The organism is Dehalococcoidia bacterium, from assembly GCA_003597995.1.
Lineage (GTDB): Bacteria > Chloroflexota > Dehalococcoidia > Dehalococcoidales > UBA1222 > SURF-27.
This window is the reverse complement of record QZJY01000005.1, coordinates 12,934-34,954: the sequence shown is the minus strand read 5'-3', so window position 1 is coordinate 34,954 and position 22,021 is coordinate 12,934. Positions and strand designations below refer to the sequence as shown.

Below are 22,021 nucleotides of genomic sequence, written 5' to 3'. Positions count from 1 at the left end.
GCTTCTCATGGCAGGTCCCTTTCTTGCCCTTATTATAGGACACTCGATCCTGCCAAACCCACCAAACCTCAAGCGTCCAGTCTCAGGGGTTCACTCCAAACCATATCCTCGTCACGTAGTATAATAAATCTAGGTGACATCCGAGATCCCGCAAGAAGATGAAAATGCAAGCAGTAATTCTAGCCGCCGGCGAGGGTACGCGCATGAGGCCGTTAACGCTTAACCGCCCCAAGGCCATGCTTCCCGTCGCCAACAAACCCATCCTGGAAGGCGTTGTTCTCGAAGCCCAAAAAGCCGGCATAACCGATTTCATCATAGTCGCAGGTTACCAAGCCGAAAAGATAAAAGAATATTTCGGCAACGGCGACAAATGGGGCGTGCGCATCCTATATCGCTTGCAAGAGCCAGCCCGGGGAACAGCCGATGCCCTCAAAGCGGCACAAAACATCGTGCGGGGAAATTTCCTGGTGTTAAACGGGGATATAATTATAAATGAGCACGATATCCGCAAGCTCAGTCAGTCAAATCAAATCACTATCGGCGTCAAGGAGGTCAGCGATCCCTCCGGTCTGGGGGTTATTGAGGAGAAGGACGGCCTTGTGCGGCATATTTTTGAAAAACCCGCTCATCCTTCCTCGAAACTGGTCAATACCGGAATTTATTTTATGACACAGCAGATTTTTTCCGCTATCGGCAACACCGCCGAGTCGGAAAGAGGAGAATTCGAGCTGACGCGTTCCATCGAGATGCTCATCGAGCAGGGCGTACCAGTGCGTTGTGAAACAGTCGAACAATGGCAGGATATCGCCTATCCCTGGGACCTGCTCGAGGCTAACGCGAGCGTCATGTCGGGTATGAGCGCATGCAATAATGGCACCATCGAAGAAAACGTCCATCTCAAGGGCCCGATTACTATCGGAGAAGGCACTATAATTCGTTCGGGCAGTTACCTTGTAGGCCCCGTTTGCATCGGGCGAGATTGCGACATCGGGCCGAACTGCTTCATCAGACCGTCAACGAGCATAGCGGACAACTGCCGCATTGGCGCGGGCGTCGAAATCAAAAACTCTATAATCATGCGCGGGACGAAAATCCCACATCTGAGCTATATTGGCGACAGCATCATCGGGGAGAACTGCAACCTGGGCGCCGGAACCAGTATCGCCAACCTGAGGCTGAATAAAGCGAGCATCCATATTAATGGCCAGGACACCAAACACAATAAGCTGGGAGCCATCCTCGGCGATGGAGTGATGACCGGGATTAACGTCAGTATCAACGCCGGGACTGTCATCGGCAATAACGTCTGGATAGGGCCGGGAATGCTGGCCACAGGCATCATAGCGGACAATATTCATCGAAAGTCCTGAGTAGGTTGAGCTATTTTCACCATTTGATTTGACATAATGGTAAAATAAAATATGTGCGGTTTAATCGGCTACAGCGGGCCCGGAAAAGCGGCCCCTTTTATCCTCGACGCCTTGAAGCGGCTGGAGTACCGGGGCTACGACTCCGCCGGCATCGCCACGGTTTCCGAAGGCCGACTGCTATATAAAAAGGACTCGGGAAAAATCGAGGAAGTCGAAAGCAAACAGCATTTATCCGAACTTCCTGGCCACGTCGGCATCGGGCATGTCAGGTGGGCCACCCACGGCGAGGTAAACCAGGTCAACGCTCACCCTCAGCTCGACAACCGCAGTATCATCGCCGTGGTGCACAACGGCATCGTGGAAAACGCCGCAGAACTGCGGCAGCAGCTCAAGTCGGAGCATCAATTCGTATCCACCACGGATACCGAGGTCATCCCTTTCCTGCTGGCCAAATATCTCAAACGGACGGGTAGCATGACGGGGGCCATGGCTCTGGCGGTAAAAGAGCTTCGCGGGCCGTTCGCCTTTCTGGCGCTGTGCCAGACGGAGCCGCAGGTATTATTCGCCTGTGCCCGCGAGATGCCGCTGCTGCTGGGGAACGGGGCTGGGGGGAGTATCGCCTCCAGCGACATAGACTCTTTCCCCGAAGGATACAGGGAGATATATGCCCTTGAAAATGGTGAGATAGCCGTCGTGGGAGCTGACAATTTCCGGTTCTTCGACGCATCCGGCAACCCCATCCACAAAAAGGCCGGGAACGTGCAGCGCCAATCGGGTTTCGCCGTGGACGACAGCCTAAAACACCACATGATGCGCGAAATCCGGGAAGAGCCCTGGGCCATCGAACAGGCCGTCATCCAGGACGAGGCCGGTATGGCGCAGGCGGCGCGGGCCGTAAAGAGCGCCAAAAACGTCATCTTCACCGCCTGCGGCACCTCGCGGCACGCCGCGTTGATGGGCAGGTATTTATTCTCGCGCGTTGGGGGCAAGCTCAGCGAGGTCATCATCGGTTCTGAATTCAAGTATTTCGCGGACTCTATCAATGAGGGAAGCGTGGTTATCGCCCTGTCGCAGAGCGGCGAAACCGCCGACGTGCTGGAAGGCGTGAGGACGGCCAGAGCCCGAGGGGCTAAAGTAATATCCCTGGTGAACCGCCCATCCTCGCAGCTAAGCAGACTGAGCGACCTCGTTTTCCCGCTGAAATGCGGGCAGGAAAACGCCGTGGCCGCCACCAAGAGCTACATTGCCCAAATCACAGTGCTGGCGCTGCTGAGCCATTATCTGGTAGGGCAGCAGCAAATGATAACGGAAAAGCTCAAAAATACCGTGCCGCTGGTAGAGCTGGCCTATGAGACCAACCTTAAAAAAGCCGAATGCGTGGCGGCCTATATAGCCAAATTCAACGCCTGCTACTTCATCGCCAGGGGAAGCAATTTCCATATCGCCATGGAGGCGGCACTTAAAATGAAGGAGGTCTCCTACGTGCACGGCGAAGGCATGCCGGCGGGGGAACTCAAGCACGGCACGCTGGCCTTGATAGAGAAAGGCACGCCCATCGTGGCCATCTGCCCCGACGACTATACCTTCGAGGATACCATTCATAACGTCGAAGAAGCCAAGACACGGGGGGCCCGCATATTTGGGGTTTCTGACAGGTGCCACCCGGCTTTCAATGAATGTTTCAGGATACCGAAGGTGGAAGAAATACTTTATCCCTTCGTAACGATTGTACCGCTGCAGGAACTAGCCTATTTTACGGCGCTGGCGCGCGGCGTTGACCCGGACAGGCCGAGGAACCTTGCTAAGAGCGTGACGGTGAAGTGAATGGAGGATAAAAAATGATCTAGTACAAATGGAAACTGCCAGTCGGTGATGGAAGCAACGTTTTAATGTGGCTTGGCAATCAACCGATACACGGCTGTGAGAATGTGCTTATCTTGTCAGGTGGGGATTTGTTGTTCCTCAAGACTGATCGGAAAGAAAATGGTACGGAAATCAGAAAGGACGTCGAGACGTTGAGTAAGGCCGCATTTTTTAAGAAATATCAGTGGCCCGACAACGAAAGCGGCGAAGGCCTATATAGAGAATTGAAAAACTCCAATATGAACGTTAACCAACAGGCATAGAAGACCCAGGGAATCTTCTAGATTAGTGCCAATAATAAAAATCCTTCCCGAAGGGTTTATCGAGGCTGCCTACTTGCTCTTCAATCTGAACCACAGAATCAGTGCAATATGCCACTACGAACTCGGCATCCTTTTGCTGAAGCGGTTCTTTAACTCCAAATTGCTCGTGTTTTCCGTTGATTGTAAAAATTGTCATACCCGCAATTTCGTAAAAATGCATGTGGTCGGCTATATTCATTCCTAGAGACAAATACATTAGAGTATCCTGCATCTTTCTGAATGCTTCTAATATAGATTCATCTGGCCCTGGCTCCCGTATTGATTTCTGCACGATAATCCCATCTATGAACAACTGGTCTTTACCAACCAAGGATGCCTTTACCTTTGCTAGCGCCCGCGTTAACCCGGCAGCTGCCTCTTCCACTGCACGACGGTAATCCCCCTTCTCCAAAGCAGATTCAGCATCAGCAAGGTATTTCCTCGCCTCATCATTTTGGATAAGGTCAATGAGGCTAATTCTTTCAAATTGAAGACCCCATGTGTCCTGAAGAATCTTCTGTAGAAAATCCCTGGCATAGGTGCGACAGTCACTGACCTCTATTTCATTAGGGTATCTTGCTTTGTGTTGTGCATCATTCCGAATTGCGTGAATATGTTGGATATTTGCCTTATCTGGCAGTTGGTTGGAACCTGCGTTAGCTAATAAGTTTTCAACTTGTTGGACCAAGCCCTGAAATCTATCGTTTGGAGTACTTGAGGCATCTAGTGAACCTACCACGGCTTTTAATGTTGTCTCCACAGATATGTCAAAACCAATAACCGACATAATCCTGCCGACACTACTGTGTCTTGACATTGATTGAACAACAGCCTGCTGATATAGTTGTTTAGCCAATACCAATTTCCTCTACGTAATTGTATCAACTAGAATAGGCATTTTCTTCCTCTCTTTTTTCGAGGATAATCAGGCCGGCCTTACCTCAAATTGATAATCGTCGCCCCGCCGCCGCCCTCATTCTGTTCGGCGCTCTTGAAGCTCTTTGCCAGCGGGTGCCGCCCGGCCATTTCCCGCACAATGCTGCGCACCGCGCCCGTGCCGAAGCCGTGAATGATGCGCACCCACGGCAACCGCGCCACGGCGGCGTCGCTCAGGTAGTTGTCCAGTAGCGGCTCGATTTCCTCCGCACGTTTGCCGCGCAGGTCAAGCTCCATGGGCACGGAGCGGGGAGCCGTGTGCAGTTTCACCGCCTGAGAGGCTTCCGGCTGCGCGCCCGACAACCGGGCGACATTGTCCCGTCCGACCCTGAAACGCAGGGCCCCGGCAATGACCTCAACCTGGCCGCTTTCCGGGTTCAGCGCCGTGACCGTGCCCTTGACGTCATACTCCCTGAGCCACACGCGGTCTCCCACCGCTATCTCGCCCTCTTCCGATGTGGCGGCCTGTTCCGTCTGCCGGGCGAAGATGCCCTGGTTCAGTCGTTCCCTCACTTTTTTGGAGGACTCGCGCGCTCCGCTGACAGCCGTCTTCGACACCTGCCTTTTAAGCTCCGCCGAGGCGCTGTTTATCTCTTTTTGCAGCGAGGCTACCTCGGCCACGATATCGTCGCGGGCGGAACGTATCATGGCCTGTTGCTCGTCGCATAGTTTTTTGAGTTCGGCGGAAAGCATCTCGTTCTGCTTCAGATAAGTACTCTTCTCTCTCTCCAGCTCTTTGTTGACGTCAACAAGATGCTGCTTTTCGGCATTCAGGCTGATAAGAAGCGTCTCCATCTGCTGGTTTTCCTGGCTGAGCGCGGCGCGTGCCTGAGAAACCACCGCTTCCGGCAGCCCGAAGTGAGATGCCGTGGCGATGGCGTTCGAGCCGCCCGGAATGCCCAGCGTCAGGTGAAAAGTGGGGGTGAGGGTGCGGGGATCGAAATCGAAGGAGGCGTTTTCCAGCCCCGGCGTGACGTGGGCAAACACTTTCAGGTCGGTGTAGTGCGTGGTTACCGCCGCCAGAAACTTGTTTTGCAGCAGGAAAAGCAGTATGGCGCGCGCCAGGGCGGAACCTTCCAGCGGGTCGGTGCTGGCCCCCAGCTCGTCGAGCACGACGAGATTGTAGCCCCGCGCCGATTTGAGTATGCGACTGATGTTGCTCATGTGCCAGCCGAAGGTGGAGAGGGTCTGCGCTATGCTTTGCTCGTCGCCGATGTCGGCGTAAATGCCGTCCAGTACCGGCAGGTGGCTGGCGGGGGAGGCCGGAATGGGCAGGCCAGCCTGTGTCATGGCGCATAACAGGCCAACTGTCTTGAGACACACCGTCTTGCCGCCGGTGTTGGGGCCGGTGATGACCAGCACGGAGAAGTCCTTCCCGAGGTCGACATCTATGGGCACAGCGCTGTCGCCTATAAGGGGATGGCGCGCTGCCTCAAGGTGTACCAATGGCGGCTTGGCATCGGTGGGGCGGTAGATTTGCGCTTCAGTGGCTCTGAAGCGTCCCGCAAAACGGGCCCTTGCCAGCGAAAAATCAATCGCGGCGGCGGCCTTGATGCCCGCCGAGATACTGTCACAGATATCTCCCACAGCAGCGCTCAGCTCAGTGAGTATGCGCTCTATCTCGCGCTGTTCTTCAATCTGGAGTTCCTTGATGGCATTACCCAACTCAAGAGTCTGCCAGGGTTCTACGAAAATACTGGCACCGCTGTTGGAAACATCGTGGACGATGCCTTTGACCTCGCCGCGGAATTCACTTTTGACGGCGATGACGAAACGGCCTTCGCGCTCGGTGACAATCGGTTCCTGTATGTAGCGGCGGCCGGCGTCAGAGGTGATGTAAGCCTGGAGCTTATCCACCAGCTCGGCGCGGCGCGAGCGCTGGTTATGGCGGATGGAGGCCAGTTTGGCCGAGGCGTTGGGCAGCAGCTCTCCATCAGGCGAAATAGCGCGGCTGATGACGTTTCCCAGCCCTCCGTGCGCCGTGATATTGCAGGCATAAGCCCAGAGGTGTGGCAGTTCTTCTGCGTGATGCGAAACTTTCTCCCGCAGTATTCTGAGCACCTCCAGGGTGACGCGTACGGCGTTGAGGCTTTGCGGGTCGAGTATCTTGCCCCGCCCGGCAGCGATGACTACCGAGGTGACATCCTCGATGCCGGATACGCCGATTGAGGGTTCCGCTTCAAGAAGATGGCGTGCCTCTGAAGATTCGGCCAGCCGTGCCTCGACCTCGGCAAAGTCTGACGAGGGCGTGAGGCCGAGCGCCGCCTCGCGGCTCAGAGAAAAGGAACAATACCCGGCGATAATATCTCTGATACGGGGAAATTCCAGGAGTTCCAGGTCTTTGTTGTCCATGTCAGAACATATTTTACACGAAACAACCTCTCGATATAAACAAAGAAGGGGCAGCCGCCTGGCTGCCCCTCGGTTTTTCAACATTGCTGAGTTGTTAGATGAACAGAGGAACCAATACCAGAGTGATAGTAGCCAGGAGTTTGATTAAGACGTGCAGGGAAGGGCCGGCCGTATCTTTAAGGGGGTCGCCGATAGTATCGCCCACCACGGCTGCCGCGTGAGCGGGGGTCTTCTTGCCGAGAACGTTGCCCTTTTCGTCCTTGAGCTGCCCGTCTTCAATCATCTTCTTGGCATTGTCCCAGGCGCCGCCGCCGTTGTTCATAAACGACGCCATCATGATGCCGCCGATGGTTCCCACCATCAGGAAGGCAGCTACCACCATGGGCGCATCGTAGCCCATCCACTTGAAAACAAGCCCGACAATGACCGGAGCGAGGACGGGAAGAAGTCCGGGGGCAATCATCTCATGCAGGCCGGCGCGGGCGGTGATATCCACGGCCCTGGCATAATCCGGTTTGTGGGGATGAGCGGGATCTTTGGGATTGAGTATTTCAGGGTCAGCCTTGAACTGGCGGCGAACTTCTTCGATAATTTTACCGGCTGTTTTGCCGACGGCTTTTATGGCCATGGCGCTGAACAGATAGACCACCATTGCGGCCAGCAAAGCGCCCACAAAAACCTCAATGCGGGCGATATCGACTACCGCATATTGTCCGACTACACCAAACTTGATGAATGAGACTCGGTCGAGATAGGCCTGGAACAGCAGGAAAGCCGCCAGACCGGCTGAAACCAGCGCATAGCCCTTGGTCAAGGCCTTGGTAGTATTGCCGACCGCATCCAGACGGTCTGTAATTTTGCGCACCTCGGGCCCGGCGCCAGCCATCTCGTTAATGCCGTTGGCGTTGTCGGTAATAGGGCCGAATGTATCCATAGTAAGGATGTAGGGACAGGTCATCAGCATGCCCATGGTGGCCACGGCAGTACCGAACGCGCCAGCGCCAGCCACACCGCTAAGAGTGCCAAACCAGTAAGCCAGCATGAGGGCTACGCCGATGATAAGAGCCGTAGCAAAAGTGGTTTCAAAACCTACCGAAAGCCCGGCGATGATGTTGGTGGCCGGCCCGGTCTTGGAAGCCTCTGCGATCTCTCTAACGGGGCGGAAACGGAACTCGGTGTAATACTGTGTCACGAAGACCACGATAACACTGGCGATAATGCCCACCAGCCCGGCAGCGAAAAGCCACATCTCCTTGCCATTGAGGTCCTTGTGCAGCATAAAGTAGACGCTCAGGAAAAGGCCAACCACGGAGAGGAGGAGCGCCACATAATAGCCGCGGTTGAGGGCATTCATGGGGTTTTCGCCCTCCTTGGCTTTGACGACCATCAACCCCACCATGCTGGCGACCATGCCGAAGCCGCGCACCACCAGCGGAAAGAGTATCCAGACGACATTTTTTGTTACCAGATAAGCCGCGATACCCAGGATCATGGCGCCGATATTCTCGGCAGCCGTGGATTCGAAAAGGTCCGCGCCGCGTCCGGCGCAGTCGCCGACGTTATCACCCACCAGGTCCGCAATCACGGCGGGATTGCGCGGGTCATCTTCCGGAATGCCCGATTCCACCTTGCCGACCAGGTCGGCGCCCACATCAGCGGCCTTGGTATAAATACCGCCGCCGAGTTGTGCGAAAAGGGCCACGAAACTGGCACCGAAGCCAAAACCCACGATGAGGTGAGGAGCGATTTCGGGTTTGCTGTATCCCCCGAAGGCAAAAAATATAACCGTGACACCGATAAGGCTCAACGCTGTAATGAGGAATCCAGCCACGCCACCACCCCGCAAAGCTACGGTTACCGCCTCCCTCAGGCTTTTCTGAGCGGCGGAGGCGCAGCGGACGTTGGATTTGACAGCTATATACATGCCAACAAAACCGGCTACGGCGGAGCACAGGGCTCCCACCAGGAAGGCCACAGAAGTACGCCAGCCGATGGCAAAGCCGGTATATCCGGCTTCATTGCCGCCCAGCACGCCGACCAGGACGCCGATGATAATGGCTATCGCCACCGAGAAAATGGCAATCGTGCTGTACTGACGCTTCATGAAAGCCCAGGCGCCCTGGAAGATCATGTCGCCTATTTCCTTCATCTTGGGCGTGCCGCTGTCGCGCTTGAGCACGTTGCGTGCCAGCCACAGCACGAACAGCACCGTGAGCACACCGGATACGGGCACTATCCAGAAAAGACCGGGCATTAAGTTTTCTCCTTTTCTATATGATTTCTGAAATATTTTTGGGCTACATTATACACATATTAGCCCCGTTTGGCTAGGCTATACGGAGGGTGTCGCACTGCTGGGACCGCTGTACGGCTATCTGTTCCTGTGTTCTTTGCGCAGCGGTATTTCTTTTATAAAGAGGTGCACGCCTATAGCCAGGACAGCCGTAATCAGCGAGATGATAAAAACCTCACGCAGCGCCGAGCTTAACGCCTGTTTGAGCGTTTCCTGAAGCTGATCGAACAGCTGACTTCCCTGCGGGCTGGCCTGCATCAGGAAATCCTTGAGTTCCGCCTGCGAGGCTGCGCTGAGAAGTGTCTGCGGATTGTGCCCCAGCGCATCTATCTGTGCCGCCGGCAACGCGTCTCTGAGCGCCGGTGAAAGCCGCCCCGTGAATTCAGCCGCGAAGCGAGAAGTCATGGTGGAGCCGAAGATAGCTAGGCCAACCGAGGCGCCGATCGAGCGTATGAAGGGTACAGATGAGGTAGCGACTCCCAGCATGTTATAGGGAACAGTATTCTGTACGGCGATGGTATATAGAGGCATTGTCATGCCCAGGCCGAAACCCGTCATAACTATATTGACGATGGCAACTACGAAACTGGTGTCAGTCCCCATCCTGGATAGAAAGAATATTCCAACCGCCATAAGTCCCAAACCAAACACGCCCTGAACGCGGTAATGCCCTCCCGTTCTCGACAGCAACTGTCCAGAAATAAAGCTGCCGCTTACTTGCCCCAAAATCATGGGCGTTAAAAATCCGCCGCTGGCGGTCGCCGTAGCTCCCAGCACGCCTTGAAAAAAGAGCGGGACGAAGGTAATGGCTCCGAACATGCCGAAGGCGGTTAGAAAAACCACGATTTCAGAAACGGCGACAATGCGGTTACCGAAAAGAGATAGCGGGATGATCGGCTCGCGACTCCTGATTTCAGTATATAAAAAGGCTACCAGCATGACCGCAAACAGGGCGAGTAGGCCGATTACCGGGAACGAATTCCAGGGATACTGCGCGCCGCCCCAGGACAGAGCCAGCAGCAGCGCAGCCACGCCGACCGATAGGGTGAATATGCCGGGATAGTCGACCTGGTGGCGATGTCCCGCTGCCGGGCGGACATCCGGGAAAAACAATATGAAAAGAACGACGACGGCAGTGCCAATAGGCACATTCACGAAGAATATCCAGTGCCATGAAAGAGTATCCGTGATAAAACCGCCGAGCGAAGGACCAACGATGGCCGATATGCCGAAAACAGCGCTGATGATGCCCTGGTATTTGCCGCGCTCCGCGGGCGGGAAAATATCGGCGATGACTGTAAAGGCATTGGCTATCATGGCGCCGGCGCCGATGCCCTGTATGCCGCGGAAGATGATGAGCTGCATCATACTCTGGCTTAAGCCGGAGAGAAACGATGAGATGGTGAATATGACAATCCCGGCGATGTAGAACGGCTTGCGCCCATACATGTCGGTCAGCTTGCCGATGATGGGGATGGTTATGGCCGAGGTAATGATGTAGATAGTGATTATCCAGGTATAGTGGGCAAAACCATTCAGGTCCACGATGATACGCGGCATGGCAGTGTTCACTATGGTCTGGTCAAGCGAGCTCATGAACAGTGCCATGAGTACACCCGCCATAGTCAGGACTATCTGGCGCCTGGGCAGCGCGCGCAAACCGAGTTTAACCGGGGGGCTATCCATTACAATCCAGTTCCAGGCGCATCCCGCGTGAACCGCATATAGATTCGATTAACAAGACTACCCATTATGCCACCCCCCCACCGCGCACGTCAAAGCCCTTGTCTGCGTCTGCCATTAGTGATAAAGGAAAATAGGAAGGGAATGGTGGTATAATAGTCGCACTAACCCACGGATTGCATTAAAGAAAGGAACAAGATGGCTGATAATTTCGATATGGCGGATACCGAATCCCTGATCACGTTATTCACCAACGCCATGCGCAACAAGTTGAACGCGATGGAACTTGAAAACGAGGCCTTGAAAATGCGCCTCAACGAGCTCCGGTTGAAGCTGGAACTGGCGAAAGCCAGGCTTGAAGAGGCCGGTGTCGATGCCGCGGGTCTGGATTTCGATTCAAAACTTTAACCGGACTAGTAACAAAAATAATACGACATAATGTTTGGCGCAGAGAAAAACCACCACTTCCCTCCGAGGCTGGAGTAAACCGCAAGGATTTTAACAGTCGGAGGATTCTCTTCCCTCGCTTTAAGCACCGCTTCTATCATTTCAAGCATGGCAGCCGGCTGGCTTATTTACATTTATATAGTGACAGATCTTTTGGTTTAAGTTATGATTAAAAATAGTAAAACACACAAATTATTACAACCAGGGAGGATTCACATGGAACCTAAAGAAAAAAAACATATCATACTGGAAAAACCGTTACCTGAAATCCTTGACGATATAGAAACAAGTATCGTGACTGCAGAGAAAGCAGCGGCTGAGGCCCGCCAGGCGGCCGCGGAAGCCCGCAAAGCCGGCGAACAGGCCGCGGCCGAGGTGATGAAAAAAATCCGGAAGCTTTTCCTCAAAATGACACAGGACATCACGGAAGAGCTGGAGAAAGGCTGAAGACCCGCTGCAGGCGTATTAGCCGAAAAATCTCATTTTTCGAGTAGTGCAACATCCTGAAGGCTATTGCCATAATGGCAGTAGCCTGATTGGTATCATAATGAGAGTATTCGAGCGTCGACAGAATTTTACTTGCTGATTTACACTGCCGATAAAGCCAGATGCATGGCTTCCTGATTGATGCTATCTGCTGAACAGCGAAACAGGATGGCATTGCTGCGGCTAAAATTCAATCGAATGTCATCTCCATGATTAAACTCAGCGTGATTTTCGGACTTGACGATAACTCTATCTTTGCCGATTCTCACATTTATACAATTGTCGGAACCACAGAATGACTTCCTTTCTACGTTTCCTGAAATGTAGACGTCGTCATTTGAAGAACCGCCATCTATGCGAATATATTTCGCGCTGACCCCGACGCATACTTCTTCCTGCTCGCTGACTTTTTTAAGCCAGACCGCTTTACCCATGGCTACGGTCAGGAAAAATTGCGCGAGCGCCCCATGAAAAGCCAGCGCGCCGTTCCTTCGCACTATCTTGCCGGGAAACAGTATCAGTTTATCGCCATTGGCATCTACGGGGTATATCGAGCTATTTGCCGTTGGAGAATTTCTATCGCGAGTTTCATTCTGCATATTTATTCAAGCATAATACATAAATTTTATTTATTTGTCAATTCCAGGATACTAATAAAGAGAGCCAATACCCGGACATCTTTGACTGGCCGAATAAATATTCGACATAATGTTTGTGCCTGAGCTATAATTAGCCCTGGGTAATAATCGAATGCTAAAAGTCCTTGACAATGGTTTGTATTGGTTGTTAGAGTATAGTCAAATTAGAACCGCTCAAATAAAATGGCAAAACTGCTAGACAGCATCAACAGTCCCGCCGACATTAAGCGCCTTCCCTCCAAAGAGCTTAAACCCCTCGCCGAAGAAATAAGACAGGAGATGGTCCAAACCGTCCAGGTGACCGGGGGCCATCTGGCTTCCAGTCTGGGGGCTGTTGAGCTTACTATAGCCTTGCACCGCGTGTTCGACAGTCCTGTAGATAAAATTATCTGGGACGTCGGCCACCAGGCCTACGCCCACAAGCTGCTGACCGGCCGCCGCAAGCAATTTCACACGCTGCGCCAGTACGGCGGACTGTCCGGTTTTCCTTCACGCGATGAGAGCGTCCACGACTCTTTCGGGACCGGCCACGCCAGCACCTCCATATCAGCCGCACTGGGTATGGCCACTGCCCGCGACCTGTCCGGTGAACATTATAATGTAATCGCCGTCATCGGAGACGGGGCTATCGGCGGCGGCATGGCTCTCGAAGCTCTGAATAACACAGCTTCTTCAGGCACCAGGCTTATCGTAGTGCTGAATGATAACGGCATGTCCATTTCTCCCACAGTGGGAGCCATCGCCAAACTGTTGCGCAGGGTGCGTTTCGACCGCCGTTACTACAAGGCTAACGAAAGCGGCAAACGTATTCTAGGTTCATTGCCTCTTGGCAAACAGGCAACCAGTTTCGGCAGCCAGCTGAAACACAGTCTCAAAACCCTCTTCATTAAAAATACCATCTGGGAGGACCTGGGACTAGCTTACATGGGACCGATAGATGGGCATAACATCGCCGAGCTGGAATCGGCGCTGACACAGGCGCGCGAATACACGCATAAGGCCGTGCTGGTGCACATTGTGACCACCAAGGGCAAGGGTTACGGGCCTGCCGAAAACGATGCCGTATGCTTCCACGGCGTAGCCCCCAAAGGCGGCAAAGCGAAGGTAGCGCCCAGCTACAGCGAGGTATTCGCTCAGACAATGCAGAAGATAATGCGCCTTGATCCCAGGGTTGTTGTCATCACCCCCGCCATGCCGGAGGGAAACTGCCTCAACATGGTGCAGAAAGAATTCCCCAACCGGGTGTTCGATGTCGGAATCTGCGAGCAGCATGCCGTCACCTTCGCCGCCGGGCTGGCTACCCAGGATATCAAACCGGTGGTGGCCATATACTCCACTTTCCTACAACGTTCCTTCGACCAGATCATCCATGATGTCTGCCTGCAAAAAATTCCGGTGGTTTTTGCTGTGGACCGGGGAGGGATCGTGGGTGACGACGGTAAGACACATCAGGGGATATTCGACCTCTCGTACCTGTCGCTTATCCCCAACCTGGCAGTAGCAGCGCCCAGGGACGAAAACGAATTACAGCACCTGTTATATACCGCTGTTTGCTGTGGCCAGCCCATGGCCGTGCGTTATCCGCGTGGCAACGGCCTGGGGGTGGCCATGGATACAGAACTGCATTCCATCCCCATCGGCAACGCAGAAATTCTGCGGGAAGGGCAGGACCTGGCTATCATAGCGATTGGTGTGAGCGTTCAGACCGCAATGGATGCAGCCGCCATTCTGGCGGAAAAAGGTATCGAGACTACCGTCATTAACGGCCGTTTTGCCAGACCGCTCGACACCAGTCTTATTACAGGCGTGGCGCAACGCATCAAAAATATCGTTACCATTGAAGAAAATGTGCTTGCCGGAGGTTTCGGGAGTTCAGTGATTACGCTCCTGGAACAGTCCTGCATGCAAGATGTGCATGCCCGCTGCATTGGCATACCTGATGAATTCGTGGAACACGGCACGCAGGCTATCCTCCGCGCGAAATACGCACTGGACACCCGGGGCATCGTGCAGCAGATTCAAGATTTCTTCCCTGAACTCGCCAATCCGAAAATGAAATCGTTGCGGCATTGATATACTGCACCCAGACCAGGCTCAGGACAGGAGAAAATGGATAAAAAAACCGTTCGAGACATAAATGTTGCCGGCAAGAGGGTGCTGGCCCGCGTGGATTTCAATGTCCCGCTTGATGTAACCAGCGGCAGGATTATGGACGACAGCCGCATCAAAGCGACCATCCCCACCATAGATTACCTTATTGAACACGACGCACGGGTCATACTCTGCTCGCACATGGGTCGGCCCAAAGGCAAGATTGTTCCCGGCCTGAGTCTCAAAGGAGTTGCCGAAAGACTGGCGAGCATCCTGCGCCAGCCCGTGGACTCTGCCCCGGACTGCATCGGTCCCGAGGTCGAAACCACTGTCAGCCAGTTGAAAAACGGGGATATTCTCGTCCTGGAAAACCTGCGTTTTCATCTGGAGGAAGAAAAAAACGACACGGCTTTCGCCCAGTCTCTGGCTAAACTGGGCGATATTTATGTAGACGATGCTTTCGGCACAGCTCACCGCGCGCATGCTTCCATCGTGGGCGTTACCAAATACCTGCCCGCCGTGGCGGGCCTGCTGCTAGAAAAAGAGATAACTTCTCTTGGAAAGGTGTTGCGCGACCCGGTACGCCCGTTCGGCCTGTTGCTGGGAGGCGCCAAAGTGAGCGACAAGGTGGCGCTCATCGAAAATATCCTGCCGCGTGTGGACTTCATCATCATCGGCGGCGGCATGGCCGCTACTTTCCTTAAGGCCAAGGGTTACGAGGTGGGCCAGTCGCTGCTGGACGGCAATATCGAGACCGCTTCCTATCTTATGGAGAAAGCGGAGAAAAACGGGGTTAAACTCCATCTGCCTGAAGATGTAGTGGTGGCCGATGTTGGTCTTGACGCAAGCTGGGAGACCGTCTCTGTAAAGAGCATACCGGCTGACAGGCGCATAGTGGATATCGGTGCTTTGACCATAAGCCGTTTTACCCGCATTCTGGAACGCTGTAAAACAGTCTTCTGGAACGGTCCTATGGGTATCTACGAAATCCCTCAGTTTGCCGAAGGCACGCAGGCGATGGCCCGCATCATTTCCAGCATCAACGCCACTACTATTATCGGAGGGGGCTCGACGGCGGAGATCGTCACCGCTATGAACCTCAACGGCAGGATGACTTTCGTCTCCACCGGTGGCGGCGCTGCGCTCAAATTCCTCAGCGGCGAAACATTGCCGGGAGTAGAAGTCCTGCTGGATAAAAACCAGGCGGACTAAAGGAGGTACAGTGCAAACAGGACTGGACATGATGAAAGAGCTATCCATTACATCTCCCGCTAAAATTGTCCTTCTGGTGATAGACGGCCTGGGCGGTCTGCCACACGACAAATCCGGCAAGACCGAACTGGAAACTGCAACTACTCCCAATATGAATAAACTGGCATCCCTGGGCAACTGCGGGCTGCTCCAAACCGTGGGGACAGGTATAACTCCAGGCAGCGCCCCCGGCCATCTGGGATTATTCGGCTACGACCCCCTGGTTTTTACCATCGGACGCGGTGTGCTTGAGGCTCTAGGAATGGATTTCGACCTCGCACCCGGCGATATTGCCGCGCGCGGCAATTTCTGTACACTCGACAATAACGGCTTAATCAGTGACCGGCGGGCCGGCAGAATATCTACGGAAGTGGGAAAACAACTCTGCGGACTCCTCGATGGGATGGAAATCGACGGCGTGAAAGTTATCGTACAGGCGGTCAAAGAACACCGCCTGGTGGCTGTCTTCCGCGGCGAGGGACTCCGTGACGAGTTGAGCGACGCCGACCCGCAGCAAACGGGCGTGCCGCCTAAAGATGTGGCAGCCCTCGCGCCGGAAGCTGAGCGCACCGCCAAAATCGTCAACCGCTTCCTAGCTCAGGTCAGAGAAAGATTAGACTCGCACCATCCGGCCAATATGGTGCTGTTGCGCGGATTTTCCAAAAAGCCCGATTTCCCCGGGGTGGCGGATATTTATAAATTGAAAGCCGCCGCCATCGCCAGTTATCCCATGTACCGCGGGCTGGCCAAGATAGTCGGCATGGACGTGCTGACAAACGGCCCCACCCTGCCGGATGAGCTGGCCTCGCTGGAACAGAATTATGCCAGATACGACTTCTTCTTTATACATGTAAAAGGAGCCGACGCCGCCGGTGAAGACGGCGACTTCAAGCGCAAGGTCTCCGCCATAGAAGACACCGATAAGGCGCTTCCGCGACTGCTGGCTCTCAAACCGGAGGTTCTGGTTATCACGGGGGACCATTCCACCCCGGCTGCCATGGCAGCCCATAGCTGGCATCCAGTGCCCTGCCTGCTGCACTCCAGGTGGTGCCGGCCCGACCGTCTTGTAAAATTCGGCGAGTCCGAGTGCCGCCAGGGCTCTCTCGGGCTGATGCCGGCAACCTCTCTCATGCCGCTGGCCATGGCGCACGCCCTCAAATTGACCAAATTCGGAGCATAAACCATGCGCAAACCCTTGATTGCCGCCAACTGGAAGATGAACACCACCCCGGTCGAAGCTGTTACCCTGGTGAAACAGATGCTGCCAGAGCTTAACGAGGTTTCCGGTGTCGAAACACTGCTCTGCCCGCCTTTTATCTCGCTGGTCGCAGTCTCCGAGCTTCTCAGGCAAAGCCGTATAATGCTTGGTGCGCAAAACGCCTATTATGAAGACAAAGGCGCTTTCACCGGCGAGGTCTCGCCTCTGATGTTGGTTGGCCTGTGCCAGTACGTCATCCTGGGGCATTCGGAGCGCAGGAGCCTCTTTGGTGAGAGCAGCCAGATAGTGAATAAAAAAGTAAAGGCGGCTTTCAAAGCCAATCTGAAACCCATCCTCTGCGTGGGCGAAAGCCTGGCGGAAAATGATGGCGGTAAAACGGAAGCGGTGGTGAGCAAGCAACTCAAGGAGTCTCTGGAGGGGGTCGTTGAGGCGGCGGGATTGGTGATAGCTTACGAGCCTGTCTGGGCCATCGGGACAGGACGCGCCGCCAGCGGTGTTCAGGCGAACAAAACCATTAAGCTGATCAGAGATATTCTTACCAACCTGATAGGCAAGCCGGTTGCTGATGCCACACGTATCCTCTACGGCGGCAGTGTCAATGCGGCCAACATTGCCGAGTTCATCGGGCAACCGGAAATAGACGGCGCGCTGGTGGGAGGCGCCAGCCTGAAAGCCGCCGAGTTCGTCAGCATTGTTAAGCAATCGGCAGTCTCAAAAGGCCGCAACGGATAAACTATCTCCCGTTGATTTTTATGAAGCGCGTAATCGCTATAGTCGGACCCACCGGCGTGGGCAAGAGCGCGCTGGCCTTAAAGCTCGCGCAGGATTTTCATGGCGAGATTATCAGCGCCGACAGCCGGCAGGTATACCGTCGTCTAGACATCGGTACGGCCAAACCCTCGCGTGCCGAGCAAGCATCAGTATCCCACCACCTTATAGATATTGTAAATCCGGACCATGATTTCAGCCTGGCGCAGTACCAAGAACTGGCGTATAAAACCATAGATGAGATTGCCTCACGTGGGCATGTTCCTTTGCTCGTGGGCGGCAGTGGACTCTACGTCTGGGCGGTGCTGGAAGGCTGGCAGATACCCAGAGTGGCGCCCGACGCTGGTTTGAGAAAATGCCTGGAAGAGCGCGCCGCACAGGGTGAGTCAGAAAAGCTGTACGAGGAGCTCAAACAACTGGACGCCGAGGCTGCCAGCCGCATAGACCCGCGCAATATCCGCCGCGTGATAAGGGCGCTGGAAATAAAACAAAAGTCCTTATCAAGCAATGCGCCCACGAAAATCAAGCCTCCTTTTGATTACCTGATAGTCGGACTCACCGCCTCCAGGGAAGCGCTCTACCGCCGCATCGATGAGAGGGTGGACAGCATGGTGAACCGCGGATTAGTGGAAGAAGTACGGAGACTCATAAACAAGGGTTATGGATTGGAGTTGCCTTCCATGTCCGGCATCGGTTACCACCAGATAGGGTTTTCCCTGCAAGGGAAAATCAGCCTGGATAAAGCCATCCAGCAGGTGAAAAACGAGAGCCACCGCCTGGTGCGCCAGCAATATAACTGGTTCGGGCCAAAAGATGATAGAATACACTGGTTCGACGTGGATGCCGAACCCTACATTAAGATAAAGACAATGGTAACCGAATTTTTGAATACATAGAGGCTTCAAAATGCACTTCACCAAACTGCAGGGCTTGGGCAACGATTTCGTGCTGGTGGACGCCAGGGGCAAGGACCGCGACTGGTCCAGGCTGGCCAGGGCCATGTGCCGGCTGCATTTCGGCATAGGTGCCGACGGCTTGCTGGTTCTCCTCCATTCCGAGGAAGCGGACTTCAGGATGAGGATTTTTAACCCCGACGGCTCCGAGGCGGAAGCCTGCGGCAACGGCCTGCGCTGCTTCGTCAGATATCTTGTCGACCAAAAAATGATTTCAGGCAATGCCGTTAGTATTGAAACCATGGCGGGCATCCGTCCAGCCAAATTGATTAAAGACGAAAACAACGCACTTAAAACCCAGGTGGGCATGGGCAAACCCGAATTCAAGCCCGCAAATATCCCGGTGGCGCTGGAGCCCGGTAAGGGCAAAGTATTTGACATAATGACTGGGGATTATCCACTGGAAATGTCCGGACGAAAATTGCGCCTGAATTTTGTTTCCATGGGCAATCCGCACGCGGTTTGTTTTATCGACGAACCCGTCACCGATTTCCCCTTAAAGAATATCGGTCCCGCCGTGGAAAAATATAAGCTCTTCCCGCACGGCGTCAATTTCGAGGTAGCGCGCGTCATCAGCCGGAGTCGTATCGAGATGCGCGTATGGGAACGCGGAGTGGGCGAGACACTGGCCTGCGGCAGCGGCGCCTGCGCCGTAGCCATTGCAGGGCAGTTATTGGGGCTCAGTGATTCAAAGGTAGAAGTCTTACTTTCCGGCGGTCCTGCCGAAGTCGAGTGGCATAAAAAAGAAGAAGCCTTGCTCACCGGCCCGGCAGAAGCCGTTTTCACCGGTGAGTGGCCGGAATAACCTCTGATTTAGAACACGAAGGGAGTATAGTCATGAGACTGTCACAGCGCATGAACCAGCTTGCGCCGTATCTATTCGTCGAAATCAATAAAAAGCTAGCCGAAAAACGAGCCCGTGGCGAAGAGGTTATCAGTTTCGGCATCGGAGACCCCGATATTCCCACACCCACTAATATTATAGATAAGCTCTGCGAAGCCGCACATGACCCGGCCAACCACCGTTATCCCGAAAGCGAGGGTCTTCCAGTGCTACGCCAGGCTATCGCCGGCTGGTACCAGAGGCGTTTCGGCGTCACACTGGACCCCAACACCGAGGTGTTGCCTCTCATCGGTTCCAAAGAGGGCATCGGGCACATTGCTTTTTGCTTTATCGACGCGGGTGATGTGGCGCTGGTGCCGGATCCCGCTTATCCGGTTTACGGCATAAGCACCAAACTGGCCGGCGGAGAACCTTACTACATGCCGCTTACCGCCGAGCGCCAATTCCTGCCCGACCTGGACGCCATCCCGCAAGATGTATTAAAACGAGCAAAAGTCCTGTGGCTGAACTACCCCAATAATCCCACCGGGGCGGTGGCTGAACTCGATTTCTTCAACCGGGCCATAGAATTCGCCCGCAGGAACAACCTGGCCATCTGCCACGACGGCCCCTATACCGAAGTAGCTTATGACGGTTACAAGCCGGTGAGCTACCTCCAGGCCAATGGCGCCAGAGAAGCCGGCATAGAGTTCCACTCGCTCTCCAAGAGCTACAACATGACCGGCTGGCGCATCGGCATGGCCGTGGGCAATGCCACTATGATAGATGCCCTCAAGAGGATCAAGTCCAACCTGGATTCCGGCATTCCCCAAGCTATCCAGTACGCCGCTATCGAGGCTTTCAACGGGCCGCAGGAGGCCATCACTCAGCATAATAATACCTACCAGCGCCGGCGCGACCTGGTGGTGGATGTGCTGAATGACATCGGCTGCATAGCCCAGGCCCCCAAAGCCAGCCTTTATGTCTGGGCCAGGGTTCCTCCCGGATACACGTCGATGGAGTTTTCCGCCAACCTGCTGGACCAGGTTGGCGTGCTGGTCATACCAGGTACCGGCTACGGACCCAGCGGCGAGGGTTACGTGCGCCTTTCGCTGACGCTGCCGGATGCCGCCCTCGTAAAGGCTTTATCCAAGCTTTCCGCCTGGCAGGACGGCCGCAACCGCTTCAAGTCCAAGCACTAATGCATAGAGAGGCAACAATATCGCTAAGACAACCTATTCTACAAAAACGGCACAGGAAAAAGCCTTCCTCGTAGGAGTGGACACCGGCTCGCGGGACGGCTGGACGGAAGAAGAATCCCTTGAAGAGCTGGCGCAGTTGGCCAAAACGGCTGGCTCGCAGGTCGCCGGCCAGATGACACAGAAACTCGATTATCCCAACAGGTTTTCCTACTTGGGTAAAGGCAAACTGGACGAGCTTATCCTCAAAAGGCAGACCGCTAACTGGGACGTTATCATCTTCGATGACGAACTCAGTCCGCGTCAACAGAACGAGCTCGAGCAGGCTCTCAAAATAAAGATTATTGACCGCGTGGCGCTAATTCTGGACATTTTCGCGCGCCATGCCCGCACCCACGAAGGCAAGCTTCAGGTGGAGCTGGCGCAGCACCAGTATCTGCTGCCGCGTCTGGCCGGGCAATGGAGCCACCTGGAGAGGCTGGGAGGCGGCATCGGCACGCGCGGCCCCGGTGAATCGCAACTCGAAACCGACAAACGGCTCATCCGCACCAAGATAAGCAAGCTCAAAAAAGAGCTGGAAGAGGTGCGCAAGCACCGCACGCTTTACCGAGAGAAGCGCCGCCGCAGCGGAATACCCATAGTGGCGCTCGTAGGTTATACCAATACGGGCAAAAGCACGCTGCTCAACGCCTTGAGCCAGGCCAATGTGCTGGTTGAAAACAAGCTCTTTGCCACCCTCGACCCGACAACCAAAAGGCTGACTCTGCCGGATATGAGCACTGTCCTGCTGACCGATACGGTGGGCTTCATTCGCAAGTTGCCCCCGACTCTAGTAGAGGCTTTCCGTGCCACACTGGAGGAGTTATCCGAAGCGACCGTGCTTTTGCACGTCGTTGATTTAACTTCACATAACGCCGCCGAGCAAAGCCAGGTAGTTGAGGGAATTTTGCGCGACCTGGGACTTGAAGCCAAACCCCGGATAACAGCCCTCAACAAAATAGACCTGTTGCTGGACAAAAACGAGAGTTGGGACGAGACAAAGGCTCTCGAATACCTCAATCACCTGGCCGGCGATAACCCCAACACCGTCCTTATCTCCGCCGGAAAAAAGTGGGGGCTCAAAAAACTGCTGGAAACTCTCAATAAGGTGGTCAACGAGCAAACCGCGTCCTGCCTCTGGCAATCCATTCAAAACGAGCCTCTGTAGTCCAAATCTAGCCGCCCCGGGTTATTTTGCCGTGAGCTTTTTACGTCTGCCCCTGCTATTCTGGAGACCATTTGAGGCTTTATGTACAATACTGCGCACTTAGACGACATAACTATCGCCCGGTTTATCGATTTACTTCT

The 22,021-nt window shown here is 54.4% G+C and carries 18 protein-coding genes; 13 read left to right on the top strand and 5 right to left on the bottom strand.

Annotated features, from left to right (window positions below; genetic code table 11):
- Positions 1–164 precede the first annotated feature (164 nt).
- From C4542_00710 to C4542_00700, 3 genes are all read left to right on the top strand, one after another.
- Positions 165–1,370: a glucose-1-phosphate thymidylyltransferase gene (locus C4542_00710; GenBank protein RJO63124.1), complete on the top strand. Its 1,206-nt coding sequence runs from the start codon at positions 165–167 to the stop codon at positions 1,368–1,370.
- 51 nt (positions 1,371–1,421) lie between these two features.
- The gene (gene glmS / locus C4542_00705) at positions 1,422–3,194 is read left to right on the top strand and encodes a glutamine--fructose-6-phosphate transaminase (isomerizing) (GenBank protein ID RJO63121.1); all 1,773 of its coding nucleotides are present in this window, start codon (positions 1,422–1,424) and stop codon (positions 3,192–3,194) included.
- A 65-nt stretch (positions 3,195–3,259) separates the two neighbouring features.
- Positions 3,260–3,496, top strand: a complete 237-nt coding sequence (locus C4542_00700) for a hypothetical protein (protein RJO63120.1) — start codon at positions 3,260–3,262, stop codon at positions 3,494–3,496.
- Between the two features lie 22 nt (positions 3,497–3,518).
- Here the strand turns inward: C4542_00700 and C4542_00695 are convergent, their stop codons facing one another.
- The 4 genes from C4542_00695 to C4542_00680 all read right to left on the bottom strand — a co-directional run bounded on the left by C4542_00695 (position 3,519) and on the right by C4542_00680 (position 10,802).
- Entirely contained in the window at positions 3,519–4,391 is an 873-nt protein-coding gene (locus C4542_00695) for a hypothetical protein (GenBank protein ID RJO63119.1), read from the bottom strand.
- 80 nt (positions 4,392–4,471) lie between these two features.
- A complete protein-coding gene (locus tag C4542_00690) occupies positions 4,472–6,907 on the bottom strand; it encodes an endonuclease MutS2 (GenBank protein RJO63118.1) in 2,436 nt (811 codons plus the stop codon).
- 10 nt (positions 6,908–6,917) lie between these two features.
- Positions 6,918–9,077: a sodium-translocating pyrophosphatase gene (locus C4542_00685; protein ID RJO63117.1), complete on the bottom strand. Its 2,160-nt coding sequence runs from the start codon at positions 9,075–9,077 to the stop codon at positions 6,918–6,920.
- A gap of 117 nt (positions 9,078–9,194) precedes the next feature.
- On the bottom strand, positions 9,195–10,802 hold the full coding sequence (locus C4542_00680; protein ID RJO63116.1) for a DHA2 family efflux MFS transporter permease subunit: 1,608 nt from the start codon (positions 10,800–10,802) through the stop codon (positions 9,195–9,197).
- A 195-nt stretch (positions 10,803–10,997) separates the two neighbouring features.
- On the opposite strand from C4542_00680, the gene C4542_00675 reads away from it, so the two are divergent.
- Together C4542_00675 and C4542_00670 are read left to right on the top strand one after the other, a co-directional pair.
- On the top strand, positions 10,998–11,207 hold the full coding sequence (locus C4542_00675; GenBank protein RJO63115.1) for a hypothetical protein: 210 nt from the start codon (positions 10,998–11,000) through the stop codon (positions 11,205–11,207).
- 255 nt (positions 11,208–11,462) lie between these two features.
- Positions 11,463–11,693 (top strand): hypothetical protein, encoded by a 231-nt coding sequence (locus C4542_00670; GenBank protein RJO63114.1) that lies wholly within the window; start codon positions 11,463–11,465, stop codon positions 11,691–11,693.
- A gap of 140 nt (positions 11,694–11,833) precedes the next feature.
- Here the strand turns inward: C4542_00670 and C4542_00665 are convergent, their stop codons facing one another.
- Positions 11,834–12,331 (bottom strand): hypothetical protein, encoded by a 498-nt coding sequence (locus tag C4542_00665; GenBank protein RJO63113.1) that lies wholly within the window; start codon positions 12,329–12,331, stop codon positions 11,834–11,836.
- A gap of 222 nt (positions 12,332–12,553) precedes the next feature.
- On the opposite strand from C4542_00665, the gene dxs reads away from it, so the two are divergent.
- From dxs to hflX, 8 genes are read left to right on the top strand one after another with little or no spacing between them, the layout of a single operon-like run.
- The gene (gene dxs / locus C4542_00660; protein RJO63112.1) at positions 12,554–14,443 is read left to right on the top strand and encodes a 1-deoxy-D-xylulose-5-phosphate synthase; all 1,890 of its coding nucleotides are present in this window, start codon (positions 12,554–12,556) and stop codon (positions 14,441–14,443) included.
- A 36-nt stretch (positions 14,444–14,479) separates the two neighbouring features.
- A complete protein-coding gene (locus C4542_00655) occupies positions 14,480–15,673 on the top strand; it encodes a phosphoglycerate kinase (GenBank protein RJO63111.1) in 1,194 nt (397 codons plus the stop codon).
- Positions 15,674–15,704: 31 nt separating this feature from the next.
- Positions 15,705–16,892, top strand: a complete 1,188-nt coding sequence (locus C4542_00650; protein ID RJO63123.1) for a 2,3-bisphosphoglycerate-independent phosphoglycerate mutase — start codon at positions 15,705–15,707, stop codon at positions 16,890–16,892.
- 3 nt (positions 16,893–16,895) lie between these two features.
- Positions 16,896–17,663, top strand: a complete 768-nt coding sequence (locus tag C4542_00645) for a triose-phosphate isomerase (protein ID RJO63110.1) — start codon at positions 16,896–16,898, stop codon at positions 17,661–17,663.
- Positions 17,664–17,683: 20 nt separating this feature from the next.
- Positions 17,684–18,595 (top strand): tRNA (adenosine(37)-N6)-dimethylallyltransferase MiaA, encoded by a 912-nt coding sequence (gene miaA / locus C4542_00640; GenBank protein RJO63109.1) that lies wholly within the window; start codon positions 17,684–17,686, stop codon positions 18,593–18,595.
- Between the two features lie 10 nt (positions 18,596–18,605).
- A complete protein-coding gene (locus C4542_00635) occupies positions 18,606–19,457 on the top strand; it encodes a diaminopimelate epimerase (protein ID RJO63108.1) in 852 nt (283 codons plus the stop codon).
- 32 nt (positions 19,458–19,489) lie between these two features.
- Positions 19,490–20,677, top strand: coding sequence for an aminotransferase class I/II-fold pyridoxal phosphate-dependent enzyme (locus C4542_00630; protein RJO63107.1), 1,188 nt, complete (start codon positions 19,490–19,492; stop codon positions 20,675–20,677).
- Positions 20,678–20,696: 19 nt separating this feature from the next.
- Complete coding sequence (hflX, locus tag C4542_00625) at positions 20,697–21,881, top strand: GTPase HflX (GenBank protein ID RJO63106.1); 1,185 nt, start codon at positions 20,697–20,699, stop codon at positions 21,879–21,881.
- The last annotated feature ends 140 nt before the right edge of the window (positions 21,882–22,021 follow it).